Origin of the sequence: Pseudomonas endophytica, assembly GCF_001411475.1 — a bacterium.
Lineage (GTDB): Bacteria > Pseudomonadota > Gammaproteobacteria > Pseudomonadales > Pseudomonadaceae > Aquipseudomonas > Aquipseudomonas endophytica.
The window spans coordinates 76,163-93,303 of the sequence record NZ_LLWH01000220.1 but is presented as its reverse complement, the minus strand read 5'-3'; the positions used below and the strand labels follow the sequence as shown (position 1 = coordinate 93,303).

Sequence of the window (17,141 nt, the reverse complement as noted above, 5' to 3'; positions counted from 1 at the left end):
GGCGTTTCGTACGCTTGAACAAGAAGGCTTGTTGGTTCGTTTCGGCGGTCGCGGCTTTCAGGTGCGCTCGGTCAGTGCTAACGATATTGCCGGTGCCGTAGAGGTGCGTGGGGTGCTCGAAGGTCTGGCAGCACGCTTGACCGCTGAGCGCGGTCTTTCGCCTGAGGGGCGGGCGGCGCTTGAATTGTGCCTGTTGCAAGGCGATGAGTTATTCGAGAAGGGATTCGTTACGGAGGATGACCTTGAGGTCTATCACGACCTCAATATGCGCTTTCATCAAGTCATCATTGAAGGCAGCCACACCCCTGCAATCGCCGACGCGCTGACCCGAAATGATCATTTGCCGTTTGCTTCAGCCACGGCACTGGCCGTCGATCGCAAAGACATGGCGCGCGAGTACCGCCGCTTCAACTACGCACACATGCAGCACCATTCGGTATTCGACGCTCTGGTAAATGGCCAAGGTGCCCGCGCTGAAGCCATGATGCGCGAGCACGCCAATGCCACCTTGCGCTACGCCGAAATTTTCAGTTCCGCGGTGGCCAGTGAGCGCATGAGGGTTATTCAGCGCTCAGACTGAGGGCCTAACCTCAAATATCCAGTACCAGCACCGGCGATTTGGAGCGTGAGCAGCATGGCGTGAACTGGTTGTTACACGCCTGCTCTTGTTCGGTGAGGAACATATCGCGGTGGTCTGGGACACCCTCCAGGACGTTGGTCAGGCAGGTTCCGCACACACCTTGTTCGCACGACATCGGTATGTCGATGCCGTGACTCTCCAGTACCTGAACCACGGTTTTGTCAGCCGGAATGTCTATAAGCTGGCCAGTACTGGCCACCTTGACGCAAAAACTGCCGTCGCTGCTGGTGTCTTGGGTCACACCAGTAAAGTACTCGCGGTGCAGCTGTTCCTCGGCCCAGTGCTGCGAACGGGCAGTGTCCAATACGTGCTGCATAAAACCACCTGGCCCACAGACATACAGGTGCAGGCCTGCGTGTGGATGGGCCAATACCTGAGCCGTGTTCATGGCCGTTTCAGGTTGTTCATCGAAATGCAGAAACACCTTGGCGGCAAAGGGTGATTGGCGCAAACGTTCAACAAACGCTGCGCGCTCGCTGGAGCGCACACAGTAGTGCAATTCGAAATCTGCGTTGCTGTGTGCCAAGTGTTCAGCCATGCACAGAATGGGCGTAATCCCGATGCCGCCCGCAAACAACAGGCTGCGCTGTGCGTCTTGGGCGAGTGGGAATAAGTTGCGCGGCTCACTGATGTGCAGGCGTTCGCCCGCATTGATCAACTCGTGCAAGCTTTGCGAACCGCCACGCGAGGCTGGGTCCTTAAGCACGCCAATCTGGTAGCGATGGCGCTCGCTAGGGTGATTGCACAGCGAGTACTGGCGTATTAACCCTCCGGGTAAATGCACGTCAATGTGCGCCCCTGCGCTAAACGCTGGCAAAGGGCTGTTATCGACTCTGGCCAGTTCATAGCTGCAAATACCTTGGGCTTGCGTTATACGCGACACCACCACGACCTCAATCATTGCGAGATCCTCACCACGGTTTGCTCGGGTTCGCGTTCACTGGCAATGATCCGATCCAAAATCCGCCGAGACTGTACGCCCCCTGAGTCGATATTGAGCTTGAGCAGGGCGCGGTGCGGATGATCCAAGAGGTTTTGTTGCTGGCGTTCGAGCATTTCCAGGTCTTCGCTGAAAATCTTGCCTTGGCCTTCGCGAATCGTGTCGGTAAGGGCTTGATCTTGCGGGTTGAAGTTGCGTGCCATGCCCCAGAAGTACCAGATGGAGGTGTCGGTTTCGGGGGTGATGAAGTCGACCACGATGCTGGAGGCCTTGAACTCAGGTGCTGCGTCATACCCCCCTTTACCTGCGTGAGCGACACCGACTTCAATCAATACATGACTGGGTGGGGTGAAACGGCAGATCTGCCAGCGATCAACGGGGACATCGTCGGCCAAGTTATTACCTCGTAACGCCATGCGCCAGAACGGTGGGGCCATGATGTTTTCCATGTGGCGGGCTGTCACTCCCTCGTTGCCGTTGACGGTCGTGGTTGGCGCGGCTTCGTCGATTTCTTTCTGGCCAATGCTCGACGCATGGACGTAGGTTTCATGCGTTAGGTCCATCAGATTGTCGATCATTAGGCGGTAGTCACAACCGATATGGAATAAGCCGCCACCGTAAGCCCATTCTTCATTCTCGGCCCATTCCAGCGGGTGGATCAGCGCAGCGTCGGCTTTGTCTTGCTCGCCTGGCCATACCCAGATAAAGCCATAGCGCTCGACCACGGCATACGTCTTATTGCAGGGGAAACCTCGAACTCGCTGGCCTGGCATCTCGACTGTTTTACCGTCGCATCCCATCACCAGCCCGTGATAGCCGCAGACCAGATTGCCATTGTCGACATACCCCAGAGAAAGCGGAGCGCCGCGATGGGGGCAGAAATCCTCGACAGCCGCAACTTTGTGCTCTTGGCCGCGATAAAAAACGATCTTTTCGCCGCAAATCTGCCGGCCCAGTGGCTTGTCGGCAATCTCGTCAGGTGTGCAGGCGACGTACCACGTATTTTTTGGATACATACCAATCTCCAGATCAGGTGTTATTGCTTTTATGGATCCATTAGGCGGGATTGGTTGCTGAGGAGTCAATTTGAAACTGATAGAAAATCCATGTTTTAGGCGATTAACGAACACAAAAAGATATTACGGTTGTTTTAGTGGATCCATTGGTCGAGTTGTCTCGCTGAAAGGCCAGCACTGCGACCAAATGTCTCGCAGGTGAACTTCGATGTTCCCCTCAAGTCCTTAAATAACGCTATAGAATGCCGTCCGGTGTCGCACTGATTACGCTGTCAGGCGCATGGCTGTGCTGCCTGTGCAACTCACTACAGCCAAGACCCCATAAAGACCCCCGCTAGATTATCGACTGCGAGTACAACCCCCCTTAAATGAGCAGCCACGCCGCAACACCTCAGGCAAATTGGCAACCGGTTATCGCATTGGCGTTGGCCGCGTTTGTGTTCAATACCACTGAATTTGTCCCCGTTGGCCTACTGAGCGCCATCGGAGCCAGCTTTGATATGCCCATCGCCAGCGTCGGGTTGATGCTGACGATCTATGCATGGGTGGTGTCTCTGACTTCGCTGCCGATCATGCTGCTGACACGCAACATTGAACGGCGCAAATTGCTGCTGTCACTGTTCGGTATTTTTATCGCCAGTCACTTGCTATCCAGTGTCGCGACCCATTTCGGCATTTTGTTACTCAGTCGAATTGGCGTTGCTTTATCCCATGCCTTGTTTTGGTCCATCACGGCATCGTTGGCTGTACGCATGGCTCCAGAAGGCAAGCAGGTGCAGGCGTTGGGCTTGTTGGCGACCGGTACGTCGCTGGCGATGGTGCTCGGCGTGCCGTTAGGCCGCTTGCTGGGTGAAGCCATGGGCTGGCGCACCACGTTTTTAGTGATTGCCATTCTGGCGTCTTTGTTGGTGCTGTGGCTGTTCAAGACCCTGCCATTGTTGCCCAGTCAGAATTCGGGCTCTTTAAGAAGTTTGCCGGTGCTGTTCAAGCGTCCCGCACTGGTAGCGATTTATATATTGACGGCGCTGGTCATTACCGCCCAATTCACCGCTTACAGTTACATCGAGCCCTTCGTTCAAAATGTGGCGGGCATGAGTGGCTCTACGGTGACCTTGACCCTGCTGTTATTCGGCGGCGCCGGGATCATTGGCTCCTTGTGCTTTAGTCTGTTTCACAAATACAGCCCGCATAGGTTCTTGCTAATAGCGATCGGGTTGCTGACGCTGTGCCTGTTGCTCCTGTTGCCAGCCAGTGGTTGGGTCGAATCCTTGAGCGTGTTGAGTGTGGTCTGGGGTATCTCAATCATGGCTTTTGGCCTAGCCCTGCAATCCAAAGTATTGACCTTGGCGCCGGACGCCACCGACGTTGCTATGGCGATGTTCTCGGGCATCTATAACATTGGCATCGGTGGCGGCGCGCTGTTAGGCAGTTGGGTTGGCAGCCATCTCGGGTTCTCTTATATCGGCTTGATAGGGGGCACGCTGGCTGGTTTGGCGTTAGCCGCTTACAGTTGGGCGATGTACCGAATCGCCCGTTGCGAGACGGTGAATTAAGAGTCGAATTAAAAAACAGGGGCCTGACGTGTGTCAGGCTCCTGTTTTTTTAGGGCCATCTACAGACCCTAGATCAAGCCGTTTCGTCGAGGTTTTGCGGGCGCATCACGAGCATTGCCGCGGCGCAGCCCGCCATCAACACGCAGGTAATGATAAACACCGCTGGCATGCCGAAATGTCCGCCAACGAAACCGCCGGTTAAAGGACCCAAGACTTGACCGATGTATTGGCAGGACGTCGAGTAGCCGAGCATGTGCCCAGCCACTTTGTCTGGCACTGAGTGACGAATGATTGCCGCGATCCCTGGCATCAGCCCGCCAAGAGCAAGGCCCATCAGAAAGCGCAACCCAGCCAGTTGCCATTCATTGGTTACAAACGCTTGCGGAATCAGCAGCAGGGCGGCCGCACTCATGCACACGGTGACCACTTTCCAGTGGCCGATTCGGTCTGCTAATTTACCGACCCGCGACGCTGACAACATGCTTGCCAGCGCGGTCGCTGACATCACCACGCCCGCCATCAGGGTCACATCTTGGGTGTGCAACTGCATCAAGTACACGGTGATGATCGGTTCGATGGACATGATTGAGAACATCATCAAGCCCGCGACAACAAACATGATCATCACCGGTCGCTTGTCGGGAATTAGGCTCCAAGCGTTGACCGCGGCAGGTTTGCCGGCGCCGACGGTTGGTTTAGGGCGCGGTGCTTCCTTCATTAAAAAAAGTGTGGCTAAGAACGCCACAAAAATCAGGCCGCCCGCCATAAAGAAGGTGGTGCGGATGCCGACCAAAGGCGCCAGTAAGCCGCCGAGGATAGGGCCGGTAAGGTTACCGGCCATGATGCCGGAGGCCAGAATCCCCAGCGCCCAGCCTGAGCGCGCTTTTGGCGTTTGAGTGGCAACCAAAATGGTCGCCCCGGACGCGTAGCCGCCGAGCAAACCGGCCAAGAGCCGCAAGCCGACCAATTGGTAGATGTTCTCTGCGAGGCCAATCAATGACATCGCAATGGCCATGCCCAAACTGGCGCGAATCAGCATCAACTTGCGCCCGTAACGATCACCCAAGCGGCCCCACAAAGGCGCAGTGAGCGCGGCCGTTAAAAAGGTCGCGCCGAACGCAACCCCCGACCACTGCACGATGGCCGCAGGATCGCTAACGCCGAGCTGTTCCACATACAGCGGTAAAAAGGGCAATAGCAGAGTCATTGCGATGATGGTGGTGAAGGCACCAAATACGCACACCGCTAGGTTGCGCTGCCAGTTAACCTCCGTAGGTGGAGCTTGCATCGGGAGGGTGGATGGCTGGGTCGTCATGGCAGTGCCCTGCTGAGAAAGTCAGCACACGATAAATAAACTCTCTCTATAAATAAAATTCATGTTTTTTATAGAGTAGATTCCGGCTTGGAATGCTATAGGTCCGCTCGACACTTCAGACATGCGAGTTGGTGTGGGCCTTGGGTTGCGGGATGGCGTACTGTGGTTTGAGGGCTCCTTCTTTATTGAGCAACCAAGCATCCATCACTTTACGCACCACAGGACCTGCGACTCGGCCACCGGCTTCACCGTTTTCGATCATTACCGAGATCACTATTTGCGGGTCTTCTGCTGGGGCAAACCCGACAAACAAAGCGTTATCGCGGTTGCGCTCGGCGGTTTTCAGGCGGTTATAACGCTCGCCTTGCTTGATCGCCACCACCTGCGCAGTACCACTTTTACCGGCGATTCGATATTGCGCGCCTTGCGCCGAGGCTCGAGCAATACCTCGCGGATCGTGCATAACTAACTGCATGGCATGGTTGACCTGCTCCCACTCTTTGGGGTCATGCAACACGATATTTGGCATCGGGTTTAGATCCACGGGCGGGGTGTTGTTGATGGTTTTGGCCAAGTGCGGACGTACCCAAACACCTTTGTTGGCAATCAGCGAAGTGGCTTGGGCCAACTGCAAAGGGGTGACCTGCATGTAGCCCTGACCGATACCCAGAATCACGGTTTCGCCTGGGAACCACGCTTGGCGACGCGTGTTGCGTTTCCATTCCCGAGACGGCATCAAGCCCGACGACTCTTCAAACATGTCCAACGAGACTTTTTGCCCAAGGCCGAACATCGACATGTAGTCATGCATGCGGTCAATGCCCAGCTTGGACGCTAAATCATAAAAGTAGGTGTCGTTGGAGCGCATGATGGCCGCGTTCAAGTCGACCCAGCCGTCGCCGCTGTGGTTCCAGTTACGGTATTTGTGGTCGACGTTGGGCAACTGGAAATAGCCGGGGTCGAAAACCCGGGTCGAAGCCGAAATTACGCCGCTGTCCAGGCCCGCAATCGCAACTTCAGGCTTGATCGTTGAACCCGGCGCATACAGGCCACGCAGTGCTCGGTTGAACAAAGGCTTGTCGATTGAATCACGCAATGCTGAGTAATCTTTGGTGCTGATGCCCGTCACAAACAAGTTAGGATCAAAGCTCGGCTTGCTGACCATGGCTAGCACTTCGCCAGTTTTAGGGTCAATTGCAATGATCGAGCCACGACGATCACCCAAGGCGTCTTCAGCGGCTTCTTGTAACTTGATGTCCAGACTCAGAACGATGTTTTTACCGGCAATCGCATCGTGATGACGCAGCACGCGCATCACCCGGCCTTGGGCATTGGTCTCGACTTCTTCAAAGCCAACTTGGCCGTGCAGATCGTGTTCGTAAAAACGCTCGATCCCGGTTTTACCAATCGACTGCGTGCCGCGGTACTCGGTGGGGTCTAGTTGCTTGGCTTCTTTCTCGTTGATCCGGCCCACGTAGCCCACGGAGTGAGCAAAGTGATCACCCTGCGGGTAATGGCGCACAAACTGCGCCTCAACATCAATGCCCGGCAAGCGGTACTGATTGACCGCCAGTAGGGCAATTTGCTCTTCGTTCAACTCGTACAACAGGGTTGAGGGGTCGAATGGATGGCGCGCCTGCTTCATGGCTTTAGCGAAAACGGCACGGTCCTCATCAGGCAAATGCAGGATGCTGATGACGTTATCCAGCACCTTGGCCGTGTCACCGGCGCGTTCGCGGGTCAGGGTCATGTTAAAGCTGGGTTGGTTGTCAGCCAGAAGCACACCGTTGCGGTCGTAGATCAAGCCGCGCTCCGGCGGGATGGGCAGCACGTGAACCCGGTTGTTCTCCGACACCGTCGAGTTGTAATCAAACTCGGTGACTTGCAAGTAATACAGTCGGCCTACCAGCGTGCAACTGATCGCCAATACCAGTAGCGCGCACGCAATCAGTCTTTTATTGACCAGCCGTTTCTCGGTGTCGTGATCTTTAAGAGGGATCGGTTCGGGCATGTTTCGGGTGTCTCATGTCAGTAAACAGAAGTACAGCGACCCGCAAAGCAATGGCGGGCAACAAAAGTCGGCGCACACCTTACCAAGAAGCTCGAGTTCAAGTCGGTTTATTGGTCGACTAGAGGGTGAAAGCCGACAGTCTGCTGTCGGCACGGGCTGCGGTAAACTTGCTTCTTTTTTAATGGGGCGTTGTCGATGTTGCCTTTGATTGACTGGCGCCCGCGCGCAGAGTTGCAGCGCTTACGCTTGGAGTGGCTAGAACAGGCAGGCGTAGAAGTTGGCGTATTACGCTTGGACCAGATTGATCAGCAGATCAGTGGCAACAAGTGGTTCAAGCTCACAGAACACTTGGCGGCTGCACATACCGCTGGGGCGCAGGGTTTGATCAGCCTTGGTGGGGCGCACTCCAACCATTTGCATGCGTTGGCCGCCGCAGGTGAGCGCTTTGGCTTTGCGACGGTTGGTCTGTTACGCGGCCATGCGCAGCAAACCCCGACTACCTACGATCTTGAGCGTTTTGGCATGCAGTTGCATTGGCTCGGTTTTGCCGGTTATCGGGCGCGGCATGCGCCGGGCTTCTGGGAGCCGTGGCAGGCCCAGTACCCGGCCTTACATCAGGTGCCAGAAGGTGGCGGTGGGTTGCCAGGCGCTCTGGGCTGTATGACGCTGGTGACTCAGGTGCGCGAGCAATTAAGTGCGCTGGGTTGGGATGATTACGACGCGTGGTGGTTAGCTGCCGGTACTGGCACCACCTTAGCGGGGCTGGTGTTGGGTGAAGCCGGGCAGCGCAAAGTATTTGGCGCACTGGCGGTGCCTGACGATCATGGTGTAGCGCCGCAGGTTGAGATGATTTTGCGGCAAGCTGGGGCTGCCGAGCGCAATCTTGAATTGATTGATGCCAGTCGTGGGGGCTTTGCCAAAGTCGATGAGGCTTTGTTGCGGTTTATCCAGGACAGCGAAGCAGCCAGCGGGTTGCCATTGGAGCCGCTGTATACCGGCAAAGCCTTAATGGCGCTTAAGGAGGCTGTTGAGCAGGGACGAATAGGGTGCGGCCAGCGCATCGTGTTTGTGCACACCGGAGGCTTGCAAGGGCGCAGAGGGCTTGCTCAAGCGTTGTAAAAGCGAGCTTGCACAAGATCAAATGATCCCGTGACAAGCTCGCCCCAATAAAGTCAGCGTTTGGGCAGCATCCGCAGCAGGGTGTTGTCTTTGATCAGGTAGTGATGGCCTAGCCCAGCGAGTGCGTGCAGGCCAATTAGCCAGTATCCGATGGTAGCTCCTAATTCATGCCAGCTCTTGATTTGCTTGGCCAGATCGACGTCCCTGGCGGTTAAGGGTGGGATATCGACTCCATAGAAAAATACCGGTTTATCGTTATGACTAAGAATCAGATAACCCAGCACCGGCATCGCGATCATGAATAGGTACAGCGCCCAGTGCATCAACGTGGCCAGAGCGCTTTGCCAAGCAGGTGGGGTCGGGGTGATTTGCGGTGCTACGCTCACCGCTCGGGCCAGTATCCTCAGCCAAACCAACACAAATACTGTCAGGCCGAGCATAAAGTGCGCGTCTTTCATCAGCGTGCGTCCGTCGCTGTCCTTCGGGAAAATTCCGCGAAGCTCCATCGAGGCGTAAATTAATATAAACAGCAGAACCATTAGCCAATGCAGCGCGATGGATATTCGGCTGTATTGATCAGCGGTGCTTTTCCAGGACATGGGACTTCCTCACGGTTTGAGTTGCTAACCTCCGCTCTTATGTGGAGGAGCGGTTTAACTGTAATACGTGTCCTAGGAAAAGTGCTGAGTTGAGTCAGTTTTGAGGGCTGCCCGGTATGTTTGGCCACTGATCGGAGACCAAAAATAGCCGCTCGGCCTCTTCCCACTCGCCGCTGTCGTTGTCAACCAGGCGGACCATCAATTGGGCGGGTGCTTGCGGGTGCAACTCAGCCAGCCATATTTGCAACTGTTGTTCGCTCCATAAGCCCTGCGCCTCGCAGTGCGCCGGGGCTAACCAAGCATGCCGGGGCAGGGGTTGCCAGCAACCGGGAGCGCTTTGCCGGATAAAAGCAGGCCAATCGCTCTGATGTAGCCAACTGCCACGTAAATGCTGCGGGTGTGCCCCCGTGGGGGCCAGCGAGAGCCCAGGCCACGGATAAAGCAAGTAGCCCCCCAGCCACAAATGCGCATTAAAGGTCTGGATATCTAGCTCAGCCAGAAGGGTGCGGCTTTCAGGGCGATTGGACATAGGTAATTGATGCTGAGTGAGGTGTTTGAGCTTACGGTCTAGTCGGTCATTACTGCCGGGACCCAGCCAGTTGGCCGGGTTGAGGCCGTTGGCCTGTTGCGGGCCGAGATACAGTTTGATTGCCAATTCCAGATGATGAACGCCGTCCCGGTCGCGGATCAGCATGTCCAACTCGCCCAGCGTATGCCCGCCTAAACGGATCGGTAGATTGGCCGCGATCAGTTCAACCCCTGGCGCGTGCTCGACGGCAAATTGCCAAAGCCGTTCGTAATAGCGCCCTAAGCGGCGGGTCGCGGCCAGCTCCAGCCAGCGCTTGAGCGGTTCACTGTGCCGGTCAAGCTCATGCAACCAGCGCTCTAATTGATCAGGATTTTGCACCCAGTCGCTACCCGCCAAAGGATGACGTTGCGGCCACGGTGCTTGGCTGAGCATGGGCGGGGCAAGAATCACCCACGCCAAGTCACGCACCTGCGGGTGACATAACTGGCGTGGCAGGTTGAGCAGGTCGGGAAAGAGGATCATGGTGCTGGCATCGCTCCCGTGGCTGAAAGGGTTTTGTCTATTGTCGTGTTTCGACCATAATCGCTTTTTTCGCACGCCTAGAATCTTGCAGGAGCCTCATGGAGCAATTTCGTAATATCGGCATTATTGGTCGTTTGGGCAGTTCACAGGTGCTCGACACGGTTCGCCGACTGAAAAAATTCCTGCTTGAGCGGCACATGCACGTGATCCTGGAAGACACCATAGCCGAAGTCTTGCCGGGCCATGGCTTGCAAACGTCATCACGCAAACTGCTCGGCGAAGTGTGTGACATGGTGATTGTAGTCGGCGGCGATGGCAGTCTACTAGGCGCGGCCCGAGCACTGGCCCGTCACAATGTCCCGGTGCTGGGCATCAACCGTGGCAGCTTAGGCTTTTTGACCGACATTCGCCCGGATGAGCTAGAAGTCAAAGTCGGTGAAGTACTCGATGGGCATTACAAGGTTGACAGCCGCTTTTTGTTGCAAGCAGAAGTTCGCCGTCACGGTGAAGCCATTGGTCAGGGCGATGCCTTAAATGACGTGGTGCTGCACCCCGGTAAGTCGACCCGGATGATTGAGTTTGAATTGCACATTGATGGCCAATTTGTGTGCAGCCAGAAGGCTGACGGCTTGATCGTTGCCACGCCGACAGGCTCTACGGCTTACGCGATGTCGGCGGGTGGTCCGATCATGCACCCCAAGCTGGATGCCATCGTGATTGTCCCCATGTACCCGCACACCCTCAGCAGCCGACCGATTGTGGTCGATAGCAATAGCGAGCTGAAGATCGTGGTGGCCAAGGATATGCAGATCTACCCGCAAGTCTCGTGTGATGGTCAGAACCATTTCACCTGCGCGCCGGGTGACACCATCACGGTGAGTAAAAAAGCGCAGAAGCTGCGTCTGATTCATCCGTTGGACCACAACTACTATGAAGTGTGTCGGACCAAGCTGGGTTGGGGTAGCCGACTGGGCGGTAGGAGCGACTGATGCTCGATCCTGCGCGCAGTTACGATTTGATCGGTGACGTGCATGGCTGTGCTCATACCCTTGAGCACCTGCTAGAGCGTCTGGGCTATCGCAAACTCGCCGGTATCTGGCGACACCCGCAACGGATGGCGGTGTTTGTTGGTGACATTATTGACCGCGGCCCACGTATCCGTGAGTCGCTGCACATCGTGCATGACATGGTTCAAGCCGGTGAAGCGCTGTGCTTGATGGGTAATCATGAGTTCAATGCACTGGGCTGGTGTACGCCAGCGCCATCAGGCAGTGGCAAGGCATTTGTGCGTGAGCACAACCCACGCCATGCACGGCTGATTCACGAGACCCTTGAGCAATTTGCCCATTACCCTGAGGAATGGCACGCCTTTGTTCAGTGGTTTTATGACATGCCATTGTTCGTCGACGCGGGCCGCTTCCGGGTGGTTCATGCCTGTTGGGACCCCGAGGTGATTAGCACACTGCGCGCTCAATACCCCGATGGGCGCATTGATGAGTCGTTCTTGCAGGCGGCCGCAGACGCTAACAGCTTCGCCAACCTGACCTTCAACCGGTTGCTACGCGGCACCGACATGCGCTTGCCAGACGGTATGACCTTGACCGGTGGCGACGGCCTGACACGTGCGTTCTTTCGTACCAAGTTCTGGGAAGACGACCCCAAGACTTATGGCGATATTGTGTTTCAACCCGACGCACTGCCTGAGCGCGTGGCACAAAAGCCGTTGTCGTCGACGCAAAAAAGTACCTTGTTACGCTATGGCAACGAAGAACCCTTATTGTTTGTCGGCCACTACTGGCGCAGCGGCGAGCCTGCGCCCATTCGGCCCAATCTGGCCTGCCTGGACTACAGTGCAGTGCTTTACGGCAAATTAGTGGCCTATCGACTTGATCAAGAAACCCGGCTCGACCCCAACAAATTCGTATGGGTGGATGTAGAGCGTCCGGAGGCAGGGCAATGAGTGTGGTGGCTGTTTTACGTTTACCGTTGTCGGTCGATCTGGCTGGGTTCGTGGGCTTGCTCAAGCGCATGCAAGTCCCGCATCGGGTCAGCGAAGAGGCGGGGCAGCAAGTGTTGTGGGCGCCAGCGTCGATTGCAGATGACGTGCGCAGCTTGTACGAGCAATTTCCGGCGGGCGACCCCGATCACGAGTTGCCGGTTGTCGAGCGCCCAGTGACAATGGGGCGCCCTAGTTTTGCCCAGCAATTGCGCGCCAGCCCGGCAACTGCAGTGATTTTACTGCTGTGTATTGTGGTGGCCGTGGTCACGCAACTGGGTGAGAACCTAAGTACCCTGAGCGCACTGACCTTCGTGGGCTTCAACATCCACGGGCAGTACGTTGAGTTCACCCCGCTATCAGAAAGCCTCGCCTCCGGGCAATGGTGGCGATTGTTCACCCCGATGTTGATCCACTTTGGCTTCCTGCACATAGCCATGAACGGCATGTGGTTCTGGGAGCTGGGCAAGCGGGTTGAAATACGTCAGGGCAGCATCAATCTGATTGGGTTGAGCTTGCTATTTAGTCTGGTGTCCAACTTTGCCCAGTACCTGTTTGGTGGCCCAGGTTTGTTCGGTGGGATGTCGGGTGTGCTTTACGGCTTGCTGGGTCATGTCTGGATCTACCAGATCATGGCGCCTAACCCGGTCTATCACTTGCCGCGTGGCGTGCTGGTGATGATGTTGGTGTGGCTGGCGCTGTGCATGTCCGGGCTGGTTTCAATGATTGGCTTCGGTCAGATAGCCAATGCGGCGCATCTGGGTGGGTTGTTGATTGGTTGCCTTACGGGCTTGCTGGGTGGGCTTTGGGCTAGTCGTAAACACGTTTAATGGTGTAGGAGCGAGCTTTTGTAGATCAAAAGATCGCGAGCAAGCTCGCTCCTACAGAGACAGAAAGTCTGTAAATGAGCAGGAAAAGAACCATGTCCTCTTTCAATGAAATGATTAAAAACATCACCCCGGATATCTACCAGAGTTTGAAGTTGGCGGTTGAAATCGGCAAATGGTCCGATGGCAACAAACTCACCGCTGAGCAGCGTGAGTTGTCGTTGCAGGCCATGATCGCTTGGGAGATCCAAAACCTGCCCGAAGAAGAGCGTACCGGCTACATGGGCCCGCAAGAGTGCAGCTCAAAGTCGGAGCCGGTGCCTAACATCCTGTTCAAGTCGGATGCTATCCATTGATTGAGATTGGTCGCGGTGCACTTAGCAAAATGTCGGCAAGCTTAGAGTCGCCGACTGTTCAGTATGCGTTTCGTTTAGGCGATACCCAGGTGCCGGTCAATCCGCTGATCGGCACTAAACTGCGTTTGGAGTTTTTGGGGGAGATTTACTGCACTCACTGCGGGCGCAAAACCAAAAAAAGCTTCAGTCAGGGCTATTGCTACCCCTGTATGACCAAGCTGGCCCAGTGCGATGTTTGCATCATGAGCCCGGAACGCTGCCATTACGATGCCGGTACCTGCCGTGAGCCGTCGTGGGGCGAGCAGTTCTGCATGACTGACCACGTGGTCTACCTCGCGAATTCGTCGGGCGTCAAAGTCGGCATCACCCGCGCCACGCAATTGCCCACTCGCTGGTTGGATCAGGGCGCAAGCCAGGCCCTGCCGATTGTGCGGGTAGCCACCCGTCAGCAGTCGGGTTTTGTCGAAGACCTGCTCCGCACCCAAGTAGCCGATCGCACCAACTGGCGCGCGCTGCTTAAGGGCGATGCAGCCCCCGTCGACCTGGCGGCGGTGCGTGATCAGTTGTTTGGCAGTTGCGCCGAGGGCCTGCACATTTTGCAGGAGCGTTTTGGTCTGCAAGCGGTACAACCTTTACATAGCGTCGAGCCTATCGAGATTCGCTACCCGGTCGAGCAGTACCCAAGCAAAATCGTGAGCTTTAATCTGGATAAAGACCCTATCGTCGAAGGCACGTTGATGGGTATTAAAGGTCAATACCTCATCTTCGACACCGGCGTTATCAATATTCGCAAATACACGGCCTACCAGTTGGCCGTGCATCAGTAAAAAGGATTGCAGTATGCGCACCGAACAACCGCAAATGATCCACCTCAAGGACTACCAGGCGCCCGACTACCTGATTGACGAGACGCACCTGACCTTCGAGTTGTTCGAGGACCACACGTTGGTTCATGCGCAACTGGTAATGCGCCGCAACCCGGCTCGCGGTGAGGGCTTCCCGGCATTGGCCCTCGACGGCCAGCAGTTGGAGTTGTTGTCAGTCAAGCTTGATGATGTTGACCTGACTTCGGCTGACTATGAACTGACAGATAGCCATTTAACCTTGCACCCGAGCGCTGAACAGTTTGTGGTCGACACCAGCGTCAAGATCCATCCTGAATCCAATACCGCGCTCGAAGGCTTGTACAAGTCTGGCTCGATGTTTTGCACCCAGTGCGAGGCCGAAGGCTTTCGCAAGATCACCTATTACCTCGACCGCCCGGACGTGATGAGCACGTTCACCACCACGGTCGTGGCTGAACAACACCGTTACCCGATCTTGTTATCCAACGGCAACCCGCTGGCCAGCGGCCCCGACGATGACGGTCGTCATTGGGCAACCTGGGAAGACCCGTTTAAAAAACCGGCCTACCTGTTTGCGCTGGTCGCAGGCGACCTATGGTGCGTTGAAGACACCTTCACCACCATGACTGAGCGCACGGTAGCGCTGCGTATTTACGTCGAGCCTGAAAACATCGACAAATGCCAGCACGCAATGAACAGTCTTAAGAAGTCGATGCGTTGGGATGAAGAAACCTACGGCCGCGAATACGATCTGGACATTTTCATGATAGTTGCCGTAAACGACTTCAACATGGGCGCGATGGAGAACAAGGGCCTCAATATCTTCAACTCTAGCGCCGTACTGGCTCGTGCAGAGACTGCGACCGACGCGGCACACCAACGGGTTGAAGCCATTGTCGCTCACGAGTACTTCCACAACTGGTCAGGCAACCGCGTGACTTGCCGTGACTGGTTTCAGTTGTCGCTCAAAGAAGGCTTCACCGTATTTCGTGATTCCCAATTCTCGGCTGACATGAACTCGCGGGTGGTCAAGCGTATTCAAGACGTGGCCTTCCTGCGTACTCACCAGTTTGCAGAAGATGCAGGCCCGATGGCGCACGCGGTACGCCCTGAGAGCTTTATCGAAATCTCCAACTTCTACACCCTGACGGTGTACGAGAAAGGCTCTGAAGTGGTGCGCATGCTTCACACCTTGCTCGGCGCAGAAGGCTTCCGTAAGGGCAGCGATCTGTACTTTGAACGTCATGATGGGCAAGCCGTGACCTGCGATGACTTCATCAAGGCCATGGAAGACGCCAATGGCGCTGACCTGACTCAGTTCAAACGTTGGTACAGTCAAGCTGGCACCCCGCGACTGGCGGTCAGCGAGCATTACGACGCTGAGCAGAAAACCTACTGCCTGACCTTCACCCAAAGCTGCCCACAAACCCCGGACAAACTTGAAAAACTGCCGTTTGTGATCCCCGTAGAACTGGGCCTGCTGAACGCCCAAGGTGCAGAACTGCCATTGCAACTGGCCGACGAGTCAGCCGCCGTAGACACCTGTCGCGTGTTGTCAGTGACTGAGGCTGAGCAAACCTTTACGTTTGTTGGCATCACTGAAAAACCGCTGCCGTCCTTGCTGCGTGGATTCTCGGCGCCGGTCAAATTGCAGTTTGCCTACAGCAGTGACCAGTTAGTGTTTCTGATGCAACACGACACCGATGGCTTTAATCGTTGGGATGCGGGTCAGCAGTTGTCGGTGCAGGTATTGCAGGCGTTGATTGGCCAATACCAGCGCGGCGAAACGCTGGTCATGGATCTTCGTTTGGTTGAAGCGTTGCGCAGTGTATTGACTAATCCTGAGCTGGATCAGGCGATGGTGGCTGAAATGCTATCGCTGCCGAGTGAAGCGTACCTGACTGAAATCAGCGAAGTGGCTGATGTCGATGCTATTCACGCGGCACGTGAATTTGCTCGCCAGCAATTGGCCGACAGTTTGTATGACGAATTGTTGGCGCGTTATAAGGCTAACCGTGACGTGTCCAAGGCCACGCCGTATGTAGCTGAAGATGAACATTTCGCCCGTCGCGGCCTTCAAAACATTGCGCTGTCGTACCTGAGCCTCAGCGCCAAGCCTGAAGTTGTGGCGGCGACGCTGGAACAGTTCGATCACAGCGACAACATGACCGAGCGTCTAAATGCGCTGGCGATTTTGGTCAACTCACCGTTTGAAGCAGAAAAAGCTCAGGCATTGGCCAGCTTTGCCGAGCATTTCAAAGACAACCCGCTGGTCATGGACCAATGGTTCAGCGTACAAGCGGCCAGCCCGCTGCCGGGTGGCTTGCAGCGAGTTCAACAGCTGATGGAACACCCCGCGTTCACCCTGAAAAACCCGAACAAGGTACGGGCGTTGATCGGTGCCTTTGCCGGGCAGAACCTTGTTAACTTCCATGCCGCCGATGGCTCAGGCTATCGCTTCTTGGCAGACCTGGTGATCGTACTCAACCGACTCAACCCGCAAATCGCCTCACGGCAATTGGCACCTTTGACCCGCTGGCGAAAATATGACAGCGCTCGCCAGGCGTTGATGAAAGCTGAGCTGGAGCGCATTCGTAACTCGGGCGAGTTGTCGAGTGATGTGTTTGAGGTGGTGAGCAAAAGCTTGGCGTAAAGCCCTTCCCATTCGTGTGTTAACTGCTGCAGCCTGTGGCAGTTAACACTTGTCGGCTGCCAGCTCAAACCATCTATTGCCTGCACAGATTCGACGATGCCCTTGAAGTCGTCCTTGATCTGCAAGATCAATGGCAACGATAAGGCTGGATTGATCTCGCTTGCGTTAGCCGATTGAAGATTCGTTCTGAGCGCTGTCAACTCAATAACCTGCTACCGCA

15 protein-coding genes are annotated in these 17,141 nt (G+C 55.7%); 9 read left to right on the top strand and 6 right to left on the bottom strand.

The window, feature by feature from the left end; translation table 11 throughout:
• The coding region (locus AQS70_RS21125; RefSeq protein WP_055104681.1) for a GntR family transcriptional regulator at nt 1-580 on the top strand (580 nt) is incomplete at its 5' end.
• Nucleotides 581-590: 10 nt separating this feature from the next.
• On the opposite strand, the gene AQS70_RS21120 is transcribed toward AQS70_RS21125, so the two are convergent.
• Together AQS70_RS21120 and AQS70_RS21115 are read right to left on the bottom strand one after the other, a co-directional pair.
• Nucleotides 591-1,541, bottom strand: coding sequence for a PDR/VanB family oxidoreductase (locus AQS70_RS21120; protein ID WP_055104680.1), 951 nt, complete (start codon nt 1,539-1,541; stop codon nt 591-593).
• The gene (locus AQS70_RS21115) at nt 1,538-2,596 is read right to left on the bottom strand and encodes an aromatic ring-hydroxylating dioxygenase subunit alpha (protein ID WP_055104679.1); all 1,059 of its coding nucleotides are present in this window, start codon (nt 2,594-2,596) and stop codon (nt 1,538-1,540) included. The genes AQS70_RS21120 and AQS70_RS21115 overlap by 4 nt, the downstream gene beginning before the upstream one ends.
• A 368-nt stretch (nt 2,597-2,964) precedes the next feature.
• Between AQS70_RS21115 and AQS70_RS21110 the strand changes: the two genes are divergently transcribed.
• Nucleotides 2,965-4,149 carry a sugar transporter gene (locus tag AQS70_RS21110; protein ID WP_055104678.1) on the top strand — a complete coding sequence of 395 codons (1,185 nt, stop codon included), beginning with the start codon at nt 2,965-2,967 and terminating at the stop codon, nt 4,147-4,149.
• Between the two features lie 73 nt (nt 4,150-4,222).
• Here AQS70_RS21110 and AQS70_RS21105 read toward each other — a convergent pair whose 3' ends face one another.
• Both AQS70_RS21105 and mrdA read right to left on the bottom strand, forming a co-directional pair.
• Nucleotides 4,223-5,437 (bottom strand): MFS transporter, encoded by a 1,215-nt coding sequence (locus AQS70_RS21105; RefSeq protein ID WP_055104687.1) that lies wholly within the window; start codon nt 5,435-5,437, stop codon nt 4,223-4,225.
• A gap of 142 nt (nt 5,438-5,579) precedes the next feature.
• Nucleotides 5,580-7,475: a penicillin-binding protein 2 gene (gene mrdA, locus AQS70_RS21100; RefSeq protein WP_055104677.1), complete on the bottom strand. Its 1,896-nt coding sequence runs from the start codon at nt 7,473-7,475 to the stop codon at nt 5,580-5,582.
• Nucleotides 7,476-7,670: 195 nt separating this feature from the next.
• Here mrdA and AQS70_RS21095 point away from each other — a divergent pair, with 195 nt between their 5' ends.
• The gene (locus AQS70_RS21095) at nt 7,671-8,594 is read left to right on the top strand and encodes a 1-aminocyclopropane-1-carboxylate deaminase/D-cysteine desulfhydrase (RefSeq protein WP_055104676.1); all 924 of its coding nucleotides are present in this window, start codon (nt 7,671-7,673) and stop codon (nt 8,592-8,594) included.
• Between the two features lie 53 nt (nt 8,595-8,647).
• Here AQS70_RS21095 and AQS70_RS21090 read toward each other — a convergent pair whose 3' ends face one another.
• Both AQS70_RS21090 and AQS70_RS21085 read right to left on the bottom strand, forming a co-directional pair.
• The gene (locus AQS70_RS21090; RefSeq protein ID WP_055104675.1) at nt 8,648-9,193 is read right to left on the bottom strand and encodes a cytochrome b; all 546 of its coding nucleotides are present in this window, start codon (nt 9,191-9,193) and stop codon (nt 8,648-8,650) included.
• Nucleotides 9,194-9,287: 94 nt separating this feature from the next.
• Nucleotides 9,288-10,244, bottom strand: coding sequence for a DUF1853 family protein (locus AQS70_RS21085; RefSeq protein ID WP_055104674.1), 957 nt, complete (start codon nt 10,242-10,244; stop codon nt 9,288-9,290).
• Between the two features lie 98 nt (nt 10,245-10,342).
• Between AQS70_RS21085 and AQS70_RS21080 the strand changes: the two genes are divergently transcribed.
• The 6 genes from AQS70_RS21080 (at nt 10,343) to pepN (ending at nt 16,921) form a co-directional block, all read left to right on the top strand.
• Nucleotides 10,343-11,233 (top strand): NAD(+) kinase, encoded by an 891-nt coding sequence (locus tag AQS70_RS21080; RefSeq protein ID WP_055104673.1) that lies wholly within the window; start codon nt 10,343-10,345, stop codon nt 11,231-11,233.
• The gene (locus AQS70_RS21075) at nt 11,233-12,204 is read left to right on the top strand and encodes a metallophosphoesterase (protein ID WP_055104672.1); all 972 of its coding nucleotides are present in this window, start codon (nt 11,233-11,235) and stop codon (nt 12,202-12,204) included. Before AQS70_RS21080 ends, AQS70_RS21075 begins: the two co-directional genes overlap by 1 nt.
• Nucleotides 12,201-13,070 carry a rhomboid family intramembrane serine protease gene (locus tag AQS70_RS21070; protein WP_055104671.1) on the top strand — a complete coding sequence of 290 codons (870 nt, stop codon included), beginning with the start codon at nt 12,201-12,203 and terminating at the stop codon, nt 13,068-13,070. The genes AQS70_RS21075 and AQS70_RS21070 overlap by 4 nt, the downstream gene beginning before the upstream one ends.
• Nucleotides 13,071-13,162: 92 nt before the next feature.
• Nucleotides 13,163-13,423 (top strand): YeaC family protein, encoded by a 261-nt coding sequence (locus AQS70_RS21065; protein ID WP_055104670.1) that lies wholly within the window; start codon nt 13,163-13,165, stop codon nt 13,421-13,423.
• The gene (locus AQS70_RS21060; protein WP_055104669.1) at nt 13,420-14,250 is read left to right on the top strand and encodes a DUF2797 domain-containing protein; all 831 of its coding nucleotides are present in this window, start codon (nt 13,420-13,422) and stop codon (nt 14,248-14,250) included. Before AQS70_RS21065 ends, AQS70_RS21060 begins: the two co-directional genes overlap by 4 nt.
• Before the next feature lie 13 nt (nt 14,251-14,263).
• Nucleotides 14,264-16,921 (top strand): aminopeptidase N, encoded by a 2,658-nt coding sequence (gene pepN, locus AQS70_RS21055; protein ID WP_055104668.1) that lies wholly within the window; start codon nt 14,264-14,266, stop codon nt 16,919-16,921.
• Nucleotides 16,922-17,141: the final 220 nt, after the last annotated feature.